This window comes from Nitratireductor arenosus (assembly GCF_009742725.1).
GTDB lineage: Bacteria > Pseudomonadota > Alphaproteobacteria > Rhizobiales > Rhizobiaceae > Mangrovimarina > Mangrovimarina arenosa.
The window spans coordinates 82,970-103,233 of sequence record NZ_WPHG01000008.1 but is presented as its reverse complement, the minus strand read 5'-3'; the positions used below and the strand labels follow the sequence as shown (position 1 = coordinate 103,233).

The 20,264-nt window shown below is 67.2% G+C and carries 23 protein-coding genes and 1 pseudogene; 4 read left to right on the top strand and 20 right to left on the bottom strand.

The genetic code is table 11. From position 1 onward, the window contains the following. Positions 1-57 precede the first annotated feature (57 nt). The 19 genes from GN330_RS21795 to GN330_RS23900 all read right to left on the bottom strand — a co-directional run bounded on the left by GN330_RS21795 (position 58) and on the right by GN330_RS23900 (position 15,691). Positions 58-3,963 (bottom strand): baseplate multidomain protein megatron, encoded by a 3,906-nt coding sequence (locus GN330_RS21795; RefSeq protein WP_246188807.1) that lies wholly within the window; start codon positions 3,961-3,963, stop codon positions 58-60. Positions 3,964-3,972: 9 nt separating this feature from the next. Then, on the bottom strand, positions 3,973-4,428 hold the full coding sequence (locus GN330_RS21785) for an NlpC/P60 family protein (protein WP_156715550.1): 456 nt from the start codon (positions 4,426-4,428) through the stop codon (positions 3,973-3,975). Then, positions 4,425-5,315 carry a DUF2163 domain-containing protein gene (locus GN330_RS21780; protein ID WP_343041044.1) on the bottom strand — a complete coding sequence of 297 codons (891 nt, stop codon included), beginning with the start codon at positions 5,313-5,315 and terminating at the stop codon, positions 4,425-4,427. Before GN330_RS21780 ends, GN330_RS21785 begins: the two co-directional genes overlap by 4 nt. After that, complete coding sequence (locus GN330_RS21775) at positions 5,312-5,962, bottom strand: DUF2460 domain-containing protein (protein WP_156715548.1); 651 nt, start codon at positions 5,960-5,962, stop codon at positions 5,312-5,314. Before GN330_RS21775 ends, GN330_RS21780 begins: the two co-directional genes overlap by 4 nt. 37 nt (positions 5,963-5,999) lie before the next feature. Further along, entirely contained in the window at positions 6,000-6,575 is a 576-nt protein-coding gene (locus tag GN330_RS21770; RefSeq protein WP_156715546.1) for a phage tail tape measure protein, read from the bottom strand. After that, entirely contained in the window at positions 6,568-6,768 is a 201-nt protein-coding gene (locus GN330_RS21765; RefSeq protein ID WP_156715544.1) for a rcc01693 family protein, read from the bottom strand. The genes GN330_RS21770 and GN330_RS21765 overlap by 8 nt, the downstream gene beginning before the upstream one ends. A gap of 23 nt (positions 6,769-6,791) precedes the next feature. Next, positions 6,792-7,154, bottom strand: a complete 363-nt coding sequence (locus GN330_RS21760) for a gene transfer agent family protein (RefSeq protein WP_156715542.1) — start codon at positions 7,152-7,154, stop codon at positions 6,792-6,794. Then, positions 7,151-7,564: a phage major tail protein, TP901-1 family gene (locus GN330_RS21755; RefSeq protein WP_156715540.1), complete on the bottom strand. Its 414-nt coding sequence runs from the start codon at positions 7,562-7,564 to the stop codon at positions 7,151-7,153. The genes GN330_RS21760 and GN330_RS21755 overlap by 4 nt, the downstream gene beginning before the upstream one ends. 49 nt (positions 7,565-7,613) lie before the next feature. Beyond that, the gene (locus GN330_RS21750) at positions 7,614-8,024 is read right to left on the bottom strand and encodes a DUF3168 domain-containing protein (protein ID WP_156715538.1); all 411 of its coding nucleotides are present in this window, start codon (positions 8,022-8,024) and stop codon (positions 7,614-7,616) included. Further along, a complete protein-coding gene (locus tag GN330_RS21745; protein WP_156715536.1) occupies positions 8,005-8,199 on the bottom strand; it encodes a hypothetical protein in 195 nt (64 codons plus the stop codon). Before GN330_RS21745 ends, GN330_RS21750 begins: the two co-directional genes overlap by 20 nt. Continuing rightward, a complete protein-coding gene (locus tag GN330_RS21740) occupies positions 8,196-8,531 on the bottom strand; it encodes a phage head closure protein (RefSeq protein WP_343041043.1) in 336 nt (111 codons plus the stop codon). Before GN330_RS21740 ends, GN330_RS21745 begins: the two co-directional genes overlap by 4 nt. Further along, on the bottom strand, positions 8,528-9,100 hold the full coding sequence (locus tag GN330_RS21735) for a head-tail connector protein (RefSeq protein WP_156715531.1): 573 nt from the start codon (positions 9,098-9,100) through the stop codon (positions 8,528-8,530). Before GN330_RS21735 ends, GN330_RS21740 begins: the two co-directional genes overlap by 4 nt. A gap of 106 nt (positions 9,101-9,206) precedes the next feature. Next, positions 9,207-10,466: a phage major capsid protein gene (locus GN330_RS21730; RefSeq protein WP_156715529.1), complete on the bottom strand. Its 1,260-nt coding sequence runs from the start codon at positions 10,464-10,466 to the stop codon at positions 9,207-9,209. Further along, positions 10,463-11,029, bottom strand: a complete 567-nt coding sequence (locus GN330_RS21725) for an HK97 family phage prohead protease (protein ID WP_156715526.1) — start codon at positions 11,027-11,029, stop codon at positions 10,463-10,465. The genes GN330_RS21730 and GN330_RS21725 overlap by 4 nt, the downstream gene beginning before the upstream one ends. Then, complete coding sequence (locus GN330_RS21720; protein WP_156715524.1) at positions 11,019-11,369, bottom strand: DUF6107 family protein; 351 nt, start codon at positions 11,367-11,369, stop codon at positions 11,019-11,021. Before GN330_RS21720 ends, GN330_RS21725 begins: the two co-directional genes overlap by 11 nt. 389 nt (positions 11,370-11,758) lie before the next feature. Next, positions 11,759-12,121: a hypothetical protein gene (locus tag GN330_RS21715; protein WP_156715522.1), complete on the bottom strand. Its 363-nt coding sequence runs from the start codon at positions 12,119-12,121 to the stop codon at positions 11,759-11,761. 646 nt (positions 12,122-12,767) lie between these two features. Beyond that, on the bottom strand, positions 12,768-13,940 hold the full coding sequence (locus tag GN330_RS21710) for a phage portal protein (RefSeq protein ID WP_156715520.1): 1,173 nt from the start codon (positions 13,938-13,940) through the stop codon (positions 12,768-12,770). Between the two features lie 13 nt (positions 13,941-13,953). Then, the gene (locus GN330_RS21705; protein ID WP_343041041.1) at positions 13,954-15,171 is read right to left on the bottom strand and encodes a DNA-packaging protein; all 1,218 of its coding nucleotides are present in this window, start codon (positions 15,169-15,171) and stop codon (positions 13,954-13,956) included. Positions 15,172-15,196: 25 nt separating this feature from the next. Beyond that, positions 15,197-15,691 carry a hypothetical protein gene (locus GN330_RS23900; RefSeq protein WP_246188806.1) on the bottom strand — a complete coding sequence of 165 codons (495 nt, stop codon included), beginning with the start codon at positions 15,689-15,691 and terminating at the stop codon, positions 15,197-15,199. Between the two features lie 234 nt (positions 15,692-15,925). Between GN330_RS23900 and GN330_RS21700 the strand changes: the two genes are divergently transcribed. From GN330_RS21700 to GN330_RS21690, 3 genes are read left to right on the top strand one after another with little or no spacing between them, the layout of a single operon-like run. Next, positions 15,926-16,747, top strand: coding sequence for a hypothetical protein (locus GN330_RS21700; protein ID WP_156715516.1), 822 nt, complete (start codon positions 15,926-15,928; stop codon positions 16,745-16,747). 34 nt (positions 16,748-16,781) lie between these two features. Then, complete coding sequence (locus tag GN330_RS21695) at positions 16,782-16,934, top strand: hypothetical protein (protein WP_156715514.1); 153 nt, start codon at positions 16,782-16,784, stop codon at positions 16,932-16,934. Then, positions 16,931-17,215 (top strand): hypothetical protein, encoded by a 285-nt coding sequence (locus GN330_RS21690; RefSeq protein WP_156715512.1) that lies wholly within the window; start codon positions 16,931-16,933, stop codon positions 17,213-17,215. The genes GN330_RS21695 and GN330_RS21690 overlap by 4 nt, the downstream gene beginning before the upstream one ends. Before the next feature lie 83 nt (positions 17,216-17,298). On the opposite strand, the pseudogene GN330_RS21685 reads toward GN330_RS21690, so the two are convergent. Then, a pseudogene (locus tag GN330_RS21685) lies at positions 17,299-17,861 on the bottom strand (IS1595 family transposase); the annotation flags it as partial. A 230-nt stretch (positions 17,862-18,091) separates the two neighbouring features. On the opposite strand from GN330_RS21685, the gene GN330_RS21680 reads away from it, so the two are divergent. After that, positions 18,092-20,242 (top strand): transglycosylase domain-containing protein, encoded by a 2,151-nt coding sequence (locus GN330_RS21680; RefSeq protein WP_156715509.1) that lies wholly within the window; start codon positions 18,092-18,094, stop codon positions 20,240-20,242. The last annotated feature ends 22 nt before the right edge of the window (positions 20,243-20,264 follow it).

Here is a 20,264-nt window from a genome sequence, read left to right as displayed (position 1 = left end):
ACGTCTCCTTTCTTTGGGTCGGATGGCGGTTGAACAGGTGGCAAAGAAGCGACGGCCTCAGCCGATTTCGGCCCGCAGGACCGCCTTCAGGCCAGGGGCGCCGGCGGGACCCTTCTTCTGCATCACGACGATATCGGCCTCGGCCGGCGTGGTGGCGAAATCGGCGAGGATGTCGGCGGTCGGATAGGTCCAGTGCGGCACGGTCGTTTCGGCAGCGCGCACGAGGGCACCGGCGGGATTACGGATTTCGACCCGGTAGGCCTCCGCCTCCTCGCCGAGCGGGATTTCGGCCGGCTCCCAACTGTCGGCGGCAATCCGGCCGCGGCGTATCCAGCGGATCATCAGATCGCCGCCGGGTTGCGGCCTGACGGCGAGGTGAACCGGCGCCAGCGGTTTGGCCGCGCGCACGCCGCCGCCGAGATGGGCCGCCGCAAAGGTCGAGCCGCCGAAATCCGCGCCGGCCGGACCGATCAGCCAGTGAAGCGGCAGCCCGACCTCCTGGACGCGCAATCCCGCCGGACGGACGGCAGCGTCCAAAACAATGAACGGCGCGCCAGCCGCGGCGCCGGCGGCCGTCGCGTCCTCGGTGCCGAGCTGTCCGCGCAGCAACCCGCCCAGTTGCCAGATATTCGGGGCCGTCTCGACGGCTGTCTCGAACTGGACGATTTCCCAGACGCCGTTATCCGCCCTGATGGCGACCGCATTGGCACCGTTCAGCATTTGGATGGTGGACACGCTCGCAAGTTCGCCGCCGCGTAACTGCACGCGCGGACTGTTTGCCCGGTCGATACGCCCGACCGGCCCGCTGGCCAGATCGGTGACAAGCACGCCGACGACCGCCGGCCGGTCGAGATCGGCGCGCTCGTCGAAACCGGTCCCCTCGGGCGAGGCGAAGACGCGTTGTGACCGCCACGGCCGCGCCCACGCGGCGATCTGCAATTGCCGGTGCGGCTCGTCGGCGGCGGCCATCAGCGGCAGGTCCAAAAACACGGCGAACGGTGCCGCGACCGCGTTCGGCAGGCGGGCAGGAATGTCGCTCGGCGCGGGGATATCGGGGGTTTTCGGCACGCGTTCAACACACCGCGCCTCGACGTGGCGGACCAGCCCCTCCTCGATCCCGGTCACCAGGAATTCGCCGGTGAGCCCGACCTGCGGCAAGGTGACCAGCGAGCCGACCACGAGCAACCGCTCGCTCGCCGGCACGAAAAAGGCTACCGTCTCGCGTCCCCGCCAATGCCGGCGCTGCCAGTCGACGGCGATCGTTCGGGCCGCGCCCTCTTCCAGGTTTCCCGAAAAAGACAGCGTCTCCTGACGGTTATTGCTAGCGTCCGGACGGACATGACGTGCGGTCGCGGCCTGGTAGTCGCGCATGGGGTCGCGAAAGGCGAGCATCACCTCGCCGGGCTGGTCGTGGGGCGGCGCGCGCATATGCGTGACCACCGGCTCGGGATCCCGTGCAACGAGGTCTGTGACCTCGACCGCCTGGCCCGGCAGCGTTTCGACGTCGCGCACGACAAGTACGCCGGCCGCCTCGATCACGGCCAACCCGTAGATTTCGGCCAGTTCCTCCAGCACCGCGCGCGCCGTGGACGGCTGGACGACCACATAGCCGACCAGCGTGCCGCCGGCATCGGTCGTGTCGGCCAACGGCAGGCCGTGATCGGCCAGAACCGCGTTGACCAGGTCGGCGACCGTCGGATTGGCCACGCGCCCGTTCAGCCAATGGCCGAGCGGCCAGTTGCCGCCGTCGCCCCAGATGTCCGTGGCCAGCGGGAAGACGGGAAATGGCCGCGCGTCCCAGGCCCACAGATAGATCCGCTCCCGGTCGACCATGCGCCCGCCATAGGCGCCCGACACCGGATTGTCGGTCTCGTCGAAGCCGACGACCGCCTCGTCCCAATGATCGAGATGGGTGCGCAGGAAACGATGTTGGGCGAGGTCCGAGCGGCCGCCATTGGAAAAATACGGCAATGCGCTTTCGGCGGATTTGGGATCGACGAACACATTGGGCTGGTTCGGCCCCTTGTCGCAGGCCGGACAACCGAGTTCGGTGAACCAGATCGGCTTCGAACGGGGCACGAACGCCGTCGGCGTCGCCGCCTCCACCCCGCCCGGGCGATCATGATGCGGGTTCGACCACCACGAGACGATATCCTTGGGGCGGAACACCCACGGCTTGCCGTAGGCGCCGTCGGTGATGGCGCTGCGCTCGCGCATCAAGCGCGCCGCCTCGCTTACATAATGCCAGTCGTACCCCTCGCCCCCGGCGATCGCCGCCCGCAGCGCCTTGGCGTCGTAAGGACCCGAGGCGCCATCGGGACTGGCGCCGGCATGATCGCCGTCGCGCCAGTCGGCCAGCGGCAGGTAATTGTCGATGCCGATCGCATCGATGGCCGGATGGGCCCACAGCGGATCGAGATGGAAATAGACGTCGCCGCTGCCATCTGACGGCTGGTGGCCGAAATATTCCCTCCAGTCCGCGCCGTAGCTGATCTTGGTCGGCGCGCCGACGACGAGACGCACCTGCGCCGCCAGATCGCACAGCGCTTCGACCACCGGATAAGCGTCGGTTTGATCGCGCAGCGTCGTCAGGCCGGGCAGTTCGGAGCCGATCAGGAAGGCGTCGACGCCACCGGCCGCCTGCGCCAGCATCGCGTAATGCAGCACGAAACGGCGATAGCCCCAGTCCTGCGGATCGCCGGCATACCGGGCCATTCCGTCTTCAATCGAAAAGTCGGCCGCCGTCGCCGCGCCCATGAACAGATCGGCCTGGCCGCGCGCGGAGGCGGTTTTGTCGGCGCTTTGAGGCCGGCCCGGCGCCGGATCGCACGTGATGCGGCCACGCCATGGATAACGCGCCTGGGCGGAGCCGCCATAAGGGTCTGGAAGCGTATTGCCGGCCGGCACGTCCATCATGATGAAGGGGTAGAGCGTGACCTTCAGGCCGCGAGCCTTCAAGGCGCCGATCGCCTGGATCACCGACAGATCCGACGGCGTGCCGCCATAGGCGGCGCGGCCCGCGTCCTGCGAGACGATGTCGGCCTCGGTCGGGCCGAGCCCGCCTGCTTCCCAAGGAACAGACGCGGCGGCGACCGACGGGTCGGCGATGCCGGGCCGGATACGGCACTGTCCGGCCCTCAGATCATTGCCGAACCAGGTCGCCACCAGGGCGACGTTTGTCAGGTTCGGACAGGTGGCGACCAGTTCGTCGAGCGAGGCTTCGAAATCGCTGGCGGCGTAAAGCACGTGCCGGTTGACGAGCCCGGCCTCGCCCACCTGGACGCTCTGGCTGACCTCGCCCGGCGCGTAGCCGAACTGGGTCGATCCCGGGATCAGCGCGACGGCGCGCACCTGGCCGCACAGGGGACCGACAGGGCGGATGACTTCGAACTGGAGCTGCGGCAGGCGGTTGCCATACGCCTCAAGCGGTAGGCGTTCGAACACCACATAGGCTATCCCGCGATAGGCCGGAGCGTTGCCCGCGCCCTGCTTGGCCTCGATCAACGGATCGGGCGGCTGATCCTCGCTGCCGCGATAAAGACGCATCGTCACCGCGGTCAGGTCGAGTTCGCGGCCGTCGGCCCACACCCGGCGGATCGTCGCGATCTCACCCTCGCACAGGGCGAACGCCGCGTTGGCGAAATAGGTGTAGGTATTGACGCGCGGACCGCCCTTGCCGCCCTGGCGCTCGGAGGTGCGGGTTTCTTCGAACCGCGTCGCCCAAATCAGCGTGCCGCCCAGCCGCGCGGTGCCGTAAAGCCGGGGCACGGGCGTTCCATCCTCAGCCGAGAACGGCTGCGCACCTTTCAGCCGCGGTCCTTCCCGCGTGCGCGTCCCGCCCAGCACATAGCGGTCCAGGGCATAGCCGGCGAGCGCGCCGGCGGCGGTACCGATGGTGACGCCGGTCGCGCCCAGAAAACCGCCGAGATAGGCGCCGGCGGCCTGTAGCAGGAGTGTGGCCAAGACTTGCCCTCAGTCGGGTTCGGGAAACGAGAACACGCCGGCGATGCGGCGGCGCCATTGCGGCACGAGCGCGGAGACGGTCACCGCATGGCCCTGATAGGCGTGCACGAAACGATCCGGCGCAAGTAGGATGCCGGCATGTTTGGCCGGCAGCGCCGGTTTCCAGCGAAACAGAACCAGGTCGCCGGCCGCGGCTCCGGCCAGCGGACGCTCGCGACAATAGCGGCGCGCCGCGTCCAGCAGGCGGTCGCGTCCGCCCGCTTCCGCCCAGTCAGGCGCGTATGCTTCGACCGGCTCGGGTTCGTCTTCGTAGAGCGCGCGCCAGACGCCACGCACCAGTCCCAGGCAATCGCAGCCGACGCCCTTTTTCGATCCCTGATGACGGTAGGGGGTTCCCACCCAATCGAGCGCTTCGGCGACGACCCGCGCGCCAACCGACCCGTTCGATGCCGGCTTCACGCTCATGGCACCAATGGGCTCCCGTCGAAGGTTTCGTCCGGCGTCGCGTACCCATAGGCGACATCGTTGCCCGGCAGATGCGGAAAGCCGCGGAAATTCAGATGATTGCCGAATTTCGCCTTGCAGGTGGAAAACCGCTTGTCGCAGCCGGCGCGCAGCGCCACCGCCGTACCGGGAGGCGGCAGAGGCGCAGTATCACGCCAGATCACCAGTTCGTCGGCCGCGCTGCCGCGCCGATGCGCAAGAATGCGATGGCGCGCCCCCGCCAGCGGCCCGTCGAGACAGGTCAGGATACCATTGGAAAACCAGGCGGGCTCGAACGTCTCGATGCCGTCGACCGCCACCATGTCGGCGGTGACGACGGCGCTCACCGTCCCCTCGCCGGCAAAAGCGGGCTGGTCGAGGGCGACGCCGCAACGCCCGTCGCCCAGTTCCGCATCGCAGCCGCGGCGGAACCAGCGTCCGCGCGGCTGGTCGAGATGGCGCTTCTGGCTTTCCAGCTCGGCGCGAAAACGTCCGTCCTCCAGCGTGATCCTGCCAATCACCGCCTTGCGCAGCAATGCGTGTTGGTCGGGCGCGCGCCAGTTGACCAGAAAGGTCTCGACGGTCGCCCCGTCGAAACGCCCGGCTGCGATTTCCCCGGCATCGAGATCGGCCGAAAACAGCGCGCCTTCGATATCGAGCGTGTCGACCGACAGTCCGAGGCTTTCGCGCGTTTCGCTGGCGGAAAACCCCGAATCCGGCGCGCACGGCGTGCCGTCGACGACCAGCGGACGGTCGTGGTCGGTGAACCCCAGAACCGTCGCGTCGGCCCGCACGACGCGCCAGCAATGGCACACAGTCGTCACATCGCGTTGCAAATGCGCCAGAAGGTCGGGCGAAAAGCCGCTCACGACAGAACCTCGATCAGGGGAATGGCAGGAATCTGGCCGGCCTTGAAAGCGGCAAGGTTGACCGACAGCGCCTCGCTATCGAAGCGGACCGGGACGTCGAATTCGTAACCGGCCGTGACCGACAGGCCGGCCTGGGGGATCGAGGCGGGCTCGAATACGACCAGCCCGGTGGTGGCATCGACCGTGAAGTCGACGCCCGCCACCCCACCCGCGCCGTCCACCGCGACGCTGACGGTGCCCTCGACCGGCTTGCGGATCGGGCGCTGATAGGCGTCCGGTCCCGAACCGTAAATCTTGATCAGCTGATAGGCGGCGGTCGCGCCGTCGCCGGTTCCGATCGTCTGGTCGAGGGCGGACGGCGTTTCGTGCGGCGCGCAGGATTTGCGGTCGAACGGATCGCGAAAGCGGAAACCGTGCAGCGATCCGCGCCGCGCCTCGAAAAAGGCCAATACCGCATAGACGTCATCAAGCGAACGCAGCCCGGTGCCGGCATCGTAGCTGCGCCTGGACTCGGCAAACCTGGCATTGCGCCTTTCCCGGCCGGAGGTCAGCGTCACGATCTCGTTGCGCCGCACCGGCCCGCCGGTCGCCCCGAAAGACACCGCGCTTGGGAACAGCACCTCATGAAACGCGTCAAGTTCGGCCAATGCCGCCTCCCCCGTTTTGCCTGTCGACCCGGTCCGATCACAGCGAGCGTGCGCCGCGCGAGGCGGCGCGCGCGATCATGCCGGTGATCTGCGCTTCGGATTTGCGGAACGAGGCGGCGTCCGGCGTCGTCACGTTGAAGACGATATTGACCGGCGCTGTCGTCCCGCCCGCAGCCACACCCAAGCGTCCGTCGGCGCCGCGCGCAAGCGGCAGGATAGCCTCCGCGCCGGCCTCGCCCATCAGGCCCAGTCCGCCCGGCATTGGAAAATAGGTCGGTTGCGACACCACCCCGCCAGCGGCGAACCGGGTCGGTTTGCCCGGAACCCCGCCTTTGGCGTGCGGAACGGCCTTCAGCAACATGTCGAACAGGCTGGACATGCCCGCGCCGATCAGGTTCTGCAGCGGCGCCAGCGCCTTGCCGAGCGCCATCTCCGACAGGCTGAGGGCGAGGCGGCGCAACACGTCCTCCAGCGCCCGGCCGCTGAAGGCGGCCCGTTTGAACGCGTTCGTCAGGCGCGCGCCGAAATCGTCCGACAGGCTTTTGAGGTCGTCGAAGACCTTGCGTACGGACTCGGCGTCGAATTCCAGGTCGATCCGCGCGGTATCATCCATGTCTGTCCCTAACTCGCTGGTCTGGAAACCGTGTCATCAACGCTTCGAGAGCGGCGCGGTCCGGCACCGCGCCGGCACCGCGCACGACAAGCCCGCTCGCGCAGGCGAACTCCTTCGGCGTCATGGCCCAGAATTGGGCCGGCGACAGTCGCAAGACGCCGAAGCCGATCGCCATCAGTCGTGACCAATCCATCGCTGCCGCCCGCTTGCCCGTCGTCACGTCGTATTTGCGGCTCCGTCGCGCGGCTCCGCCGGCACGGCGTCCGCCGCCGCGAAGGTGGCGGTGAGAAGCCGCGCCACGATCTCGGCAAAGCCGGCCACGCCGCCGTCGACCGCCATCGCCATCACCTCCTCGTCGGTGAGCGACGCGCCACCGCCGCGCAGGCCCGCACCGACAATGCGTGCTAGGTCACGGGCCGAAAGCCGGCCGCTCGCGATCCGCTTGACGAGCGTCTGCAGGTCGCCCGCCTCGAAACCGGCCTCCAGTTCGGCCAGCGCGCCCAGCGTCAGGCACAAGCGGTAACGCCTGCCGTCGAGCTCGGCGGCGATCTCGCCGCGCTGCGGATTGATGATCATCAGCTTGCCGAAAAGCCGATCGCGCCGGCCGATTCGAGCGCCAGTTCGAACGTCACTTCGGCATCGTGAGTGCCGGCATATTCCAGCGCGGTGATCTGGAAGGGCCCCTCCACCGTGCCGAAGTCAGGCACAACGATCTGCCAGTCGGCGGTCGCGCCGGCAAAGAAGCGGGCGCGGATCTCGGCATCCGACTGCGCGTCCTTGAAGATGCCCGATCCGCTCACCGATGCGCGCTGCACGCCCGAGCCGGCAAGCAGTTCGCGCCAGCGTCCGGCCGAGTCGGAATCGGTGATGTCGACCGTCTCGCTGTTGAACGCCAGCCGCCGCGCCCTGAGACCGGCGACGGTCAGAAATCCGCCCATCCCGTCGATGTCGAGCTTCAGCAACAGGTCCCTGCCCTTCTGCGCAGCCATGAACACGGTCCTTTCGTTTGGTGAGAATTCGTGGTGGCGCCGCCGGCGCTCAGCCCGCCGCCTCGATCAGCGCGCGAAATCGCATTACGCCCCGGTAAAGGGCGAGGTCGTCGTCGTAGCGCACCTCGGCGAAGTCGTGCCGCATCAGGACCAGCCTGCCTTCCGCCAGCGGCACCGGTTGGTCGGCCAGGCGCGGCTTGATCAGCTCCATGATCTCAAGCGCTTCGGCCTTGCCGCGTGCCTTCGACCACACATGCAGGCTGAAAAGCTGCTCGGTGCCGTTCTCGGTGCCGGTGCTCCAGTCGTAAACGCTGGTGCGACCGAAGGTGACATAGGGAAACGGCACGTTGGCCGGTGCGTGATCGTAGATGCGCGCGCCGCCCAACCGCGCCGTCAGGCCGGCGTCGGCGCTCAGCGCCGCATGAACGGCCGCCTGCAGTTCAATCGCTGCGGCCGCCATGCGCGCCTCCCGCCTGCGGCATGCGCGGGTCGGGCGCGCCTGCGGCCTTTTTTCCGCTCGCAGCCCGAAGCCGCCGGGCGTGATCTTGCTTCACCCGTTCATCGGCGCGCGCATGCGCCCGGTTCCTGAGAACCCGCACCAGACCGTCCAGCGTCAGGCGCATGGCAAGTTTCATCGTCCCTCCTCCTCGCTCTGGCAGACGAGATAGCGGCCGCTCTCGTCAGGATCGTGCAGATGGCGGATCGCAAACAGCCGCGCGCCGGCGCGAAAACGCATGCCGCTCGCCACGTCGTCGCGATGGCGGATGGTGATGTGGTGCGTCACCCGCTCGATGCGCTGGTCGGGACCGAAGCGGCTCGATGCGGCGACCGGCTCGAGCCGGGCAAAGAGCGTCGCCACCGCGTTCCAGTTTTCGACATGACCTCCCGTCGCGTCGACGACCGTCTCGGCAACCTCCAGCGTCAGCCGCGTGCGCAGCGCGCCGGGATCGATGCGCGCGCGCCTCACAGCAGCGCTTTCGGCCGATAGGCCGCCATCAGCCGCTGATAGCCGTCGGGCAGCGACACCGGCTGGTCGCGTGCACCGAACGCGGCGCGGAACTCGTACCAGTGCGACACAAGCAGCGTCATCGCCCGCTTCAGCAGATCGGGCACATCGACGCCCGAAGCGCCGAACCCGGCGCGGAAATCGATTTCGATTCCGTTCATCGCCAGTCCCGGCCTTGCCGGCTCGCGCATGAAAAGCCGCGCCGGCCGCGACAGCCCGTCGAGCTGATAGTCGGCGGGGTCGGCAAGCGACGCGGCGCCCTCTTCGTCATAGATCGTGACGGACAGGATTTCGCGCACCGGGTGCCGGCGCAGATGCGCCACCCCGCCTGGCGGCCAGCCGTCGAGCACCAGCCGCCAGTCCTGGTCGATCAGCGCAAGACCGGCATGCCGCTCCACCTCCTCGCGCGCCGCCCGGATAAGACCGGTGATCAGATCGTCCTCGGCCGTGTGGTCGAGGCGCAGAAACGCCCGGCATTCGGCCACGGTCAGCGGCTCGACCGGCGGCGCGACGGTGCGATACAACGCCATCGAAGATCCTTCGTCGTTGGGATTTTTTTTTGAAACGAAGCGGCTCCGGCACTGGCCGGAGCCGTGAGCCATGGCGCCAGGACGCCATGGCGAAGCGGATCGCAAATCAGGACACGCCGAATTTCAGCAGCTTGATGGCGTCGAAGTCCTGCACGCCGCCGCCGACCCGCTTGGTGGTGTAAAACAGCACGTAGGGCTTGGCCGAGTAGGGATCGCGCAGCACCCGCACGCCGGTACGATCGACCACCAGGTAGCCGCGGCCGAAATCGCCGAAGGCGACCGCGGTGGCATTGCTGGCGATATCGGGCATGTCCTCGGCCTCGACCAGCGGGAAACCCATCAGCATGGCCCGGCTGCCGGGGCTCGCCGGCGGCTGCCACAGATAATTTCCGTCGGCGTCCTTGAGCTTGCGGATCGCGGCCTGCGTCTTGCGGTTCATCACCCAGCCGGCATTCTGCCGGTAGCCGGCCTTCAGCGCATAGATCGTGTCGATCAGCACGTCGGAGGCGTCGCTCGCCGGCAGCGCGCCGTCGACCCCGGTCGCCACGTAACCGAGCTTGCCCCACACCCAGGCGCTTTCGCCAACCTGGTCGTAATCGAGAAAGCCGCGCGGCTTGTTGATGCCGTCGCCGGCGACGAAGGCCACGCCTTCCTGCTCGGCAAAGGCGGTCTCGATCTCGCCGGTGATCCAGTCGTCGAGGTCGATCGCGCTATCGTCGAGCAGCGACGCGGTCGCCGCCGGCATGGCGTAGATCTCCATGGTCGGAAACTGCAGCTCGGCCAGGGTCGCGCTGGTCGTCTCGGGCCGTGCCGCCGTCTCGCCGACCCAGCCGACCGCCGGCCCGGTCAGCGCGAAGGGCTTTTTCAGCACCGCGCCCGATACCTGCCGCACCGAGGCGATACCGCGGATCGGCGACAGCGCGGCCAGCCGCTTGCCGATCGCGGCCTCCGTCTCGTGGGGCACCAGATAACCGCCGTCCTGGCCCGAGCCGTAGGACATCGCCTTGGTGTCGAGCGCCCGCAGGGCGCGGTCGTCGCCGGAGCGCATATAGGCATGGAAGGCGTCCTTGTGCTCGCCGGACGCGCCGGCCGCGAAGCCGGCCCCGCCGAGTGCCGGACGCGCCTTGCCGATCAGCAGCCCGTCGAGGCGCCGGCGCTGGTCGCCGAGCGCCTCGGAAATGCGTTCGAGCCGCTCCTCCACCAGCACGTCGCCGGCCGCCTTGCCCTCGACGGCGGCCAGACGCTCGTCATTGGTCTGCTTGAACGCCTCGAAGGCGTGCATGAATTCGGCGAAGGCCGGCGCGATCTCCCGCGATGCGCCGGTTTCGGCCTTGTGTTCGGGAGCGGCGATGCTCTTTTGCGTCATTGCGGTTCCTTTCCTTCGATCAAGAATGTTGCAGCGCGGATGATGCCGGCGAGATCGCCCGGCGGCGAAGTCGCCTCGCTATCGGGGCCGATCGCCTCGACGCGGGCGCCGGTCAGCATCGGGAAGGTCACGACCGAGATTTCCCACAGATCGGCCTCCAGGATGCGGCGCACGCGCCGGCGCGGCTCGCGCGCCGCGCGCACGGTGCGAAAGCCGATCGACAATCCGTCGATGGCGCCTTCGGCAATCAGCGCGCGCACCTCGCGCGCCCGCCCGACACCCGGCGACAGCACGCCTTCGACGAACAGGCCGCGCGTGTCCTCGCGCAGGGCGAGCCAGCGCCCGATCGGCTGGGCCGGATCGTGCTGGAACAGCATGCGGATGCCGCCCGGTCCCTTCTCGGCCAGCGCGCGCGCAAACGCGCCCGGCTCGATCAGATCGCGGCCCTGGTCGAGCCGGCCGAACAGGCTGGCGTAACCGCGAAAACGGCCGCCTTTGCCGGCGCCCGCGCCGGGGCGGGCCCAGCCGGCCGCGTCCCTCGTCCGCGCCGTCTCAACGTTCATCGCGTTTCCCTCCCGCGTCCGGCACACGCCCGCCCGCGGGCCAGCGCTGCAGGAGGCGCATGACGAGCCCCAGCGCCCACCAGGCGCACAGGCTCGCGGCGCCCGCGCCCATCAACATGGTCTCAGCGGTGCCGATCGCGTCGGCGATGCCGAGTTCGTCGGCGATTTTGAGCCCGGCGACGGTGCCGAACACCAGGCCGCAGACCACCCCGACGGCGAAGCGGATCGCCGCTTCGCGCCGGGTTCGCGGCAACATGTAGGCGAGCGAGACGGCAGACCCCGCCACCGCGCCCGCGCCCTTGGCCGCCCATTGCCAGGCGGCATCCGGTACGTCGGTCAAGTCCTTCTCCGATTTTGCTGAAACGCGGCGGCACGATGCCGGGCCTGGCAGCACTCGATCATCCCCGGTCGAGGTTCGCCGGGTGCTCGTGTGCTGTCATTAGAGGTCCTGGCTCAGCCCCAGCCGACAACAAGCTTGTCGGCCGACTCGGGATGGTTGAGCCAGATTCGGACCCGGCTATTCAATCCTCAACCAGACCACCGGTGTCCCCGGATCCTTCGTCCCGCACGTGTGACACCCGTATTTGCGTCCGATGCGATTGATCTCGCGGATTTCCTCCGCTGTCCAGTTTCGACCGGGACCGCGCGCCGGCAGCAATTCCTTGGCGTATGGACCCGGCCCGATCCCCATGCGCTGCAGTTCCAGCAGCCCTGCCTCGGCCTCGCGACCTACCGCCAACCGATCACGACACGTTTCGGCCAGGTCTGATGATCAACCCAGATACGCAGTCGCGTCGTCTTTTCGGGAACAGCGGCCCCAAGCAGTTCCTCCGCCATGACCGTGTTGACCGCCAGGGTTCGGGTCGGCGTCGCGACGGCACCCTCAAAAACCAAGTCTAATCCGTCGGGCGCTTCCTCGACTGGACCCAGGGCGATTTCCGTCTCGCCATCGATTTCCGGATAGCAGCCGACTGAGACGCAGGACGGGCTGGCATGAACCAGGGCATCACTGTCGCGTTCAGGCGGTTCGCCGCCGCTGGCGTCTTCAACGAACACGATCGAGTTGGATGGAGCAAACCTTATCGATCTCATTTTCCGCCCCTTCCCCTGACCAGCGATGCAACAAATCCACCTTGGCGTCGGCTACAGGCCAAGCAGTGGGGGAAAATCCTCCCAGCGCGACCGGTAGTGTTCAAGCCCGTTGGATCCTGATAGTCTCCAATGAAGTTTGACCTCGGTGTCCCCGGATCCTTCGTGCCGCACGTGTGGCAGCCAAACTTGCGTCCGATGCGATTGATCTCGCGAATTTCCTCCGCTGTCCAGTTTCGTCCGGGGCTGCGCGCCGGCAGCGATTCCTTGGCGTATGGACCCGGTCCGATCCCCATGCGCTGCAGTTCCAGCAGCCTGGCTTCGGCCTCGCGCATCGCTGCCCGGTTGGCGGCAATCTCACCCTCCACCGTCTCGTACGCACTCGGACGCGGTTTCCATCTAGGATCGAGTTCCCGTACACGCTGCACGGCCGCACGCATGCGGCTGTTGCTGATTGCCAGCTGTGTCGCCTGCGCCGGCGGCACGTTTCGCCAGCGTCCCCCGACACGGCGCGGGCCGCCGCGACCGCCAGGCGGCCTGGCCTGAACCGGTATCACCCGCGCACCGCTACCCTCGTCGGTCCACTGGCCGCCATCGGGATTGCCCTTCGGCACGCGCGGCTGGTCGGGGCGAAACCCGGCCTTGGCCGCTAGCCCCCCCTCGGCGGATAGCCGACCGCCTCGCGCTTTTCGTCGTCGCCGAGGAAGCTCGCCGCGTCGACGCGCCGCCACAGCGCCTCGCGCTCGCTCGCCAGGCCCTCGATACGGTCGGCGTCGTACCACAGCCGCAGGCCCGTCCCCGTCCCGCCCAGAAAAGCCGACAGGTCCCTGGCGATGCGGCCGACCAGCGGCAGGATCGTCAGGCGATACAGGGCGCGGTTGGCCTCGGCGTAATTGGCATAGGTGTTGTCGCCGGGAATGCCCAGCAGCATCGGCGGCACCCCGAAGGCGAGCGCGATGTCGCGCGCGGCCCCGTTGCGGGCCTCCAGAAAATCCATGTCCTTGGGCGACAGCCCCATCGCCTTCCAGTCGAGCCCGCCTTCCAGAAGCAGCGGCCGCCCGGCCCGGCTGGCGCCGCCATACCCGTCCTCGAGCTCGGCCTTCAGCCGCTCGAACTGCTCCTCCGTCAGGTTGGTCCCGTCCTTGGGCGCATAGATCAACGCCCCCGAGGGACGGGCCGAATTGTCGAGCAGCGCCTTGTTCCAGCACCCGGCCGCGTTGTGGATGTCGAGCGCCATCAGCGCCGCCTCCAGCGGCGGAAAGCCGTAATGGTCGTCGAGCGGGTGAAACAGGCGAAACTGCGCCGCCCCCTCGCCCGGCCGGCCGAGCGCGATGCGCCGCTTGGCGCCGCCGCCGCGATAGTCGAGCGCCACCGGCCAGCCGGCCTCGTCGGTCGCCACCGCCACCCGGTCGGGCCGCAGCAAATGCAGTTCGCGCGTTTGCGTGCCGCCGCCGATCAGCTCGACATAGGCGCTGCCCGACAGCAACAGATGCCCGTAGAGCGCTTCCATGAAGGCGCCGCCGGCCTGGCGCGGATTGGGCGCCTCCAGAAGATCGAGCAACGGGTGGTCCCCGTGCTCGGCCTCGCCCTCGTAAAGCACGAACGGCACTGCGGCGGCGGCCTCGGCGATCAGCCGCACGCAGCGATGCACGACCGGGTTGCGCATGAACCCCTCGCGGGCGAGCGCGCCATAGTCGCGCCGCGTCCAGCGCGCCTGGCCCTGCATGTGCAGCGCCAGAAAGCCGGACGGTGCGGCCTGCTTGTTTTCGACACGGGCCTGCCCGTGCCGCGGGCGCCTCGCCCACGGCCAGTTCACTCTCATCGCCTTGTCCCGTCTATCGGATGTCGCGGATGCGCGGATTGCCGCGCGCGGCCAGCAGCAGTTCGCTCAGCGCCCACACCAGCGCGTCGAGCCGGTCGGGCGAGCGGCCGCCGGCAAGCCCGTCCGGGCCGAAATCGCACATTTCGTCCTCCAGCTCGGGAAAGCGCGCGGCGTGGCGCACCCGCCCCTGCTCGTAGAGCGCGGCCACCGGCTCGGCGCGCAGCCACTTGCCGCGGCTCGCCCTGACCGGCTTGACCGCCACGGCGGCGTCGACATTGCGGATAACCGCCTCGACCATGTCGCCGCCCTGGTTGACCTCGACCACCACCCGGTCGGCCCGGTGGCGGTGATAGAGCGCGGCCACGCGGCTTGCCCAGTCATGCGGCCTTGCCCGGCGCAGCGTCGCATCCGCGATCACCACCGCCTCGCCGTCGGCCGTCGCACCGGCCACCACGATGCCGCAGGCGTCCGAGGTGCGGCGCGCGCTCGCCGGCGGGTCGACCGCCACCACGATGCGCGCCAGGGCCGCCGTGCCGGGGCGAAACGCCGCCTCCACCATCTGCCGCGACCACAACGCGTCCTCGCGGTCGGCGATCATCTCGCCGTCGAGTTCCTGGCGGCCGAGCCGCGTGCCGCCGTAGCGGGTCCGCAGCCTGTCGACGAAGCCGGCCGCCAGATTGGCCTGGTTGTCGGCCGTCTTCATGCGCGTCACCGTCACCGCCGGGTCGGCCAGCAGCCGGCGCAGCAGCGGGATCGGCCGCGGCGTGGTGGTGATCAGCTGTTTCGGCGCCGGCCCGACCCGCAGGCCGAACTGCAGCATGTCGAAACAGGCCTCGGCATGGCGCCATTTGCCGGCCTCGTCGCACCAGGCGGCGTCGAATTGCGGCCCGCGCAGGCTTTCGGGATCCTCCGAGGAAAAGATCTGCGCCGTCGCCCCGCCCGGCCACACCAGCCGCCGCCGCGAGGGCTCGTAGCGCGGCCGCGCCTGCCGGGCGCGGGCGGCGATCCCCGACAGCCCGTCGATCATCACCTCGCGCACGTCGGCCAGCGTCTCGCCGATCAGCGCCAGCCGGCCGTATTTGCGGTGGGCGAAGGGCGGCAGGCCGCGCACCAGCGCGTCGACCCATTCCGCTCCCAGACGCGTCTTGCCCGCCCCGCGCCCGCCCAGCACCAGCCAGGAGCGGCCGGGCGGCCACAGCAGCGGATATTGCCGCGCGCGGGCAAAAACCACCCATTCGCGGCGGATCGTCCAGGCCTCATCCAGGCTCGGCGTCCATCCCGCCGCTCGCGCCGCCGCCGCCGCCTCGGTCGACGATCTCGGCGGCGAATTCGTGGGCGAGCGCGACGATGCGCTGGTTGATCTTCTCCAGGACGGCGGCCTTTTCGGCGTCATTGTCTATGGTGTCTTCCGTCATCTGGGCGCGGGCCATGTCCTCGGCCTTCTCCAGGGCGCGAAACGCCGCCAGCGCGGCGTCGAGATCGGCCTTGTCGACCCCGCCCTCCCCGGCCTCGAGCGCGGCGCCGAGTGTCTCGATACGGCCGATCCAGCGCGCCAGCTCGCGCCGCAGCCGCGCCAGATGGTCCGACGTGATCTCGGTCTGCTGCGGCGCCCGCCAGCCCTCGCGCCGGACGCGGCGGGCCAGGCTGGCCTCGCCGCAGCCCGTCAGCTGCGCGATCGTGGCAAACCCCGCTTTACCGTCCTCGAAAACGCGCCGCGCCGCCGCCCAGCGCGCCGCCGCAGCCAGCACCATCAACCGATCCCGTTCGTTTTCTTGTGTTTGGGTTTTTCGTCGTCTGGAACTTCGTCGTCCAGGATTTCGCCTGTCGCGGACATTGGCGATGTCTCGCAACACCCCCGCACCTCCGACCCGACCGGCCGCCCTGGCGCAACTGTCCGACGATAGCCGAACCCTACCAAAGCCCCGTCACGGTGTCAAGGACTTTTTTCCTAATTATGCACTTGACGTACCAAGGAAGATAATCCTATGATTCGCGGTGACAGGCTGGCGGCAGATTTAGAAGAAAATTGGATGGACGCGCTCCGCGCAGACCCAGCTCTCGGTGCTACCGCGCTCAGGGCTTGTACGCCAGAATTCAAGGCAAGCTTAGAAACGATTCAAGAGGCTTTCCGTGGCGCGGCTCGCGATTTGAAGGAATTCAACGACAGGGGCACCGTTGATCGTCGGAGGCTCTTCCAGCGTTATGTTAAAGGTGGGGCGTGGATTGTCTGTGATTTGGATGTGGTTGAGCGGGGCACTGATAAAGCAGCCGCTTTGGCCTGCTTCTACCCCCATCCCGCAGTTGGTGAAGACGTTCCCATTTCTATCTTTCCACGACATGGTGACCCCAGCCATTTGCGCGGCACTCAAAAGCAGCCTGTGCTTGTCGATGTTGCGGAGCTTATTCAGGACCCAGAAGGTGTGCCCTTGCCCACCCTTGTAAGCCTGAATTTCATTGATGAAGATGTCTTGAACGGCTACGTCGCAAGGTCCGAGGCACCTGGAGGACCGCACCTCACCGGCGAAGCCATTTGCATCGTCGGCAAATGGGAACCCCGTACCATCGGTCTTGCCGGTATGTGGGTAGGTAAGCGCTACGACGAGATAATCGAGGGTACTGCGCAAATTCCCAATGGCGTCACCTATCAAGGAGTTGATGCGCTTGGTGGGCTGATGGAGAGAATCAAAAATAACTTCAATGCGTCCTTCCCGCTGATCCGGTTCAAATCTCAATCGGTAGAAGTCTGTCGCCAAAAAGGCGTTGATTTGAGCCTCTACGTTCGCAATGTGATCGCATGCGCGGTTTAGCTTCTCCCTCGCATCTGAAAGGTCGGGCTTTGTCATGGTCGGTGCTCCTAAAGACGATGATGAAAAGAAGGGCGACGAGATATTGCGCCGCCTGTTGAAAACCCCTCCCGATCCCAAAGCCGGAAAGGGAGAGAAGAAGCCACCTAAGCGCGGCGCCAAGAAGCGTCAGGATGCGAACTCAAAATGACACTCGCGACATCTGAAAATGTCCATATCGGTACCGCTGGGCTGCGGAGCCATGGCGACATTTGCGCCCCGAGCGATCCAGCAATGGGGGCATTGGAGCTTTCCTCCGAGCGCCGGTTGAAAGCCATCAAGGCGCTTAATAGAGAAGTTCGCCGCATCAAGTTGCGCTTGTATTTGGACTACTTTCGTCTTCGCTTGACGAAGCTCGGATTCCAATTCATGGCATCGCTGGCGGAACCCGTTAGCAACCTCAATCGCGCTTTGAAAAAGTGCTTTGGCTAACTCACGCACAGGGCAATCCTCCCGCCTGAAAGACGGGAGGTTACTTCTTTTTGCGCATTCTTTGGAGTCTTCGTGCCTTTTGCTTAAGCGTGCGCGGCTTCGTCAGTCCGCCGACAGGTAAAACGCTTGCCGCGAGCGCCGCGCAACAGGTATTCGGCGCGTTCTGCATCGGAAATCTTGAGCGCAGCGCGGCGGTTATAGCGGAAGTCAAATTCAGCAAGGTAGCGATGCAGATGCGCCTCGCCGCAATGCTGATAGACGCCGACCCTGCCGCGTTTGAAGATGGAGAACACGTTTTCAATCGTGTTGGTGTGCACCACAACATCGCCTTCGCGGCGGGCGTATTTCTTCGCGGTGTGCTTCACCGTGCGGTGACCGGCATATTCCTTGCCGGTATCGGTGTAGAGGCGGGACTCGTCGGCATAGAACGTGGTGTCGCGAGACACGTTGCGCACCAGCGCTTCGCGAACGGATGCCGTGGTGGCATTGTTGACGTGGAAGGTGCGCACCGAACCGCCGGGCTCGACCGGCGCGGCGGCTCTCCCGGCAGTCCACTTCCGCCAGCCAGCGCCGCAGATGCGCGTCGCCGCCGTGCCGGTCGGCGCGGAGCCATACCGCGCGCGCCGACGCTCCCTCCCCCGCCGCCCCGCCTCGCAAACGGACGTCCGTTCCCCGCCGGATCATCGCCCGGCGCTCCGGAATATTTTCCCATCCTCTTTACGATGACGCGAAGTTGCAAAGGTCTGCGGCCGGTTTTTCCTTGTATGCGCCGGCCGCTTTGGTGCAATGATGCCGCAGCGGAAGTGGTGGGCCGCCTGAAAATTGCCCGTATGGGAACGCAGCTTGCCTGCCCGATGGCTTACGGACAAGCGGTTGATGGACAACCCATTCGAACAAAAAAAGACGCGCGCCCCGCGAACCTCGAAACTGCTCGAGATCGACGCCTGGATCGATTCCAGCCTCTATGAGGCCGGATTCAAGGTCGGCGAGATATGGGAAACGATCACCATCTTCTTCCGCCGGTTCCGCGTCTATGGCTGGCGCCGCGGCGTGGTGGAGGCGCTGAGCGAGAGCGTCACGCTCGGCGCGGCCGGCTCGGTCGTGCTCCTGGCGCTGGCCATGCCCGCCTTCGAGGAGACCGCCGGCAACTGGCGCGCCCAGGCCGACTACGCCGTCACCGTGCTCGACCGCTACGGCAACGAGATCGGCCAGCGCGGCATCATCCAGCGCGATTCCGTGCCGGTCGACGAGATCCCCGACCACGTCATCAAGGCGGTGCTGGCGACCGAGGACCGGCGCTTCTTCGACCATTACGGCATCGATTTCTTCGGCCTTGCCCGCGCGATGACGGAAAACATGCGCGCCAATTCCGTCGTCCAGGGCGGCTCCACCATCTCCCAGCAATTGGCCAAGAACCTTTTCCTGTCGAGCGAGCGCACCATCGAGCGCAAGGTCAAGGAAGCCTTCCTGTCGGTGTGGCTGGAGATGAACCTGACCAAGAAGGAGATTCTTCAGCTCTATCTCGACCGCGCCTATATGGGCGGCGGCACGTTCGGCATCACGGCGGCGGCCGACTTCTATTTCGACAAGGGCATCAAGGACGTCGACCTCGCCGAGGCGGCGATGCTGGCCGGCCTGTTCAAGGCGCCGGCGCGCTACGCGCCGCACATCAACCTGCCGGCCGCGCGCGCGCGGGCCAACGAGGTGCTGACCAATATCGTCCAGGCCGGCTTCATGACCGAGGGCCAGGTGATCGCGGCCCGGCGCGAGCCGGCCAATGTCGTCGACCGCGACAACCAGCAGCATCCCGACTATTTCCTCGACTGGGTGTTCGAGGAGGTCAAGGAATTGGCGGCGCGGCTGCCGACCCATTCGCTGGTCGCGCGCACCACGCTCGACATGAACATCCAGTCGGCGGCCGAGGAGGCGCTGGAATACCATCTGCGCCAATACGGCAAGGATTACGGCGTCAAGCAGGGCGCGATCGTCGTCATCGACGACGGCGGCGCGGTGCGCGCCATTGTCGGCGGGCGCGACTACGGCACCAGCCAGTTCAACCGCGCCACCCGCGCGCTGCGCCAGGTCGGCTCCTCCTTCAAGCCCTATGTCTATGCGACCGCGATGGAACACGGGTTCACGCCCGACACGATCGTGCGCGACGCGCCGATCACCTGGGGACGCTGGTCGCCGAAAAACTACTCGCGCGGCTATCGCGGCAACATCCCGCTCTCCACCGCGCTGATCAAGTCGATCAACACTGTGCCGGTGCGTCTGGCCAAGGAGCATCTCGGCATCAAGCCGATCAAGGAGATGGCCGAGGCGATGGGCATCGAATCGCCGGTGTTTTCCGACAAGACCATGGTGCTCGGCACCTCGGGGCTGACCGTGCTCGACCAGGCGACCGGGTTTCACGTCTTCGCCAATGGCGGCCTCGCCGGCCGGCGCCACGGCATCACCCAGCTTATGACCCATTCCGGCGACGTCGTTTACGACTGGCGCCGCGACGCGCCGGAACCGAAGCGGGTTTTGAGCGAACAGTCGGTCGGCTACATGAACTCGATCATGGTTCAGGTGCCGGAGATCGGTACGGCACGGCGCTCCGCGCTCGACGGCATCCGCAGCGCCGGCAAGACCGGCACCACCCAGGCCTACAAAGACGCCTGGTACGTCGGTTTCACCGGCAATTACACCGCCGCGGTCTGGTTCGGCAATGACGAGTCGACCCCGACCCGCAACATGACGGGCGGCTCGCTGCCGGCGATGACCTGGAAACGGTTGATGACCTACGCTCACAACAATATCGAGCTGAAGCCGATCCCCGGCATCGACAAGCCGTTCCTTGAGGGCAAGGACGCGCCCAAGGTCGCCGATGCCGGTGTCGACGGCGACAATGACGGTCAGGCCGCGAGCCGGCCGCCGGTGATGTCGGCCGCCACCACCCGGCTATTGCGTGAGATGACGCGGCTTTTCCGCGAAGCCGCCCCGATCCGGGTTGCCAGCGAACGCGACACCCTGTCGTCGCTTTGAGTATCCGAGCCGTGCGCCCCGC

What these genes read in the sequence shown, in the direction of transcription:
- GN330_RS23900 (WP_246188806.1), bottom strand. Translation starts at nt 15,691, where the DNA reads ATGGTGCTGGCTGCGGCGGCGCGCTGGGCGGCGGCGCGGCGCGTTTTC.
- GN330_RS21765 (WP_156715544.1), bottom strand. Translation starts at nt 6,768, where the DNA reads ATGGATTGGTCACGACTGATGGCGATCGGCTTCGGCGTCTTGCGACTG.
- GN330_RS21770 (WP_156715546.1), bottom strand. Translation starts at nt 6,575, where the DNA reads ATGGATGATACCGCGCGGATCGACCTGGAATTCGACGCCGAGTCCGTA.
- GN330_RS21695 (WP_156715514.1), top strand. Translation starts at nt 16,782, where the DNA reads ATGGTCGGTGCTCCTAAAGACGATGATGAAAAGAAGGGCGACGAGATA.
- GN330_RS21710 (WP_156715520.1), bottom strand. Translation starts at nt 13,940, where the DNA reads ATGAGAGTGAACTGGCCGTGGGCGAGGCGCCCGCGGCACGGGCAGGCC.
- GN330_RS21735 (WP_156715531.1), bottom strand. Translation starts at nt 9,100, where the DNA reads ATGGCGTTGTATCGCACCGTCGCGCCGCCGGTCGAGCCGCTGACCGTG.
- GN330_RS21700 (WP_156715516.1), top strand. Translation starts at nt 15,926, where the DNA reads ATGATTCGCGGTGACAGGCTGGCGGCAGATTTAGAAGAAAATTGGATG.
- GN330_RS21730 (WP_156715529.1), bottom strand. Translation starts at nt 10,466, where the DNA reads ATGACGCAAAAGAGCATCGCCGCTCCCGAACACAAGGCCGAAACCGGC.
- GN330_RS21785 (WP_156715550.1), bottom strand. Translation starts at nt 4,428, where the DNA reads ATGAGCGTGAAGCCGGCATCGAACGGGTCGGTTGGCGCGCGGGTCGTC.
- GN330_RS21725 (WP_156715526.1), bottom strand. Translation starts at nt 11,029, where the DNA reads ATGAACGTTGAGACGGCGCGGACGAGGGACGCGGCCGGCTGGGCCCGC.
- GN330_RS21745 (WP_156715536.1), bottom strand. Translation starts at nt 8,199, where the DNA reads ATGAAACTTGCCATGCGCCTGACGCTGGACGGTCTGGTGCGGGTTCTC.
- GN330_RS21755 (WP_156715540.1), bottom strand. Translation starts at nt 7,564, where the DNA reads ATGGCTGCGCAGAAGGGCAGGGACCTGTTGCTGAAGCTCGACATCGAC.
- GN330_RS21680 (WP_156715509.1), top strand. Translation starts at nt 18,092, where the DNA reads ATGGACAACCCATTCGAACAAAAAAAGACGCGCGCCCCGCGAACCTCG.
- GN330_RS21690 (WP_156715512.1), top strand. Translation starts at nt 16,931, where the DNA reads ATGACACTCGCGACATCTGAAAATGTCCATATCGGTACCGCTGGGCTG.
- GN330_RS21715 (WP_156715522.1), bottom strand. Translation starts at nt 12,121, where the DNA reads ATGAGATCGATAAGGTTTGCTCCATCCAACTCGATCGTGTTCGTTGAA.
- GN330_RS21750 (WP_156715538.1), bottom strand. Translation starts at nt 8,024, where the DNA reads ATGGCGGCCGCAGCGATTGAACTGCAGGCGGCCGTTCATGCGGCGCTG.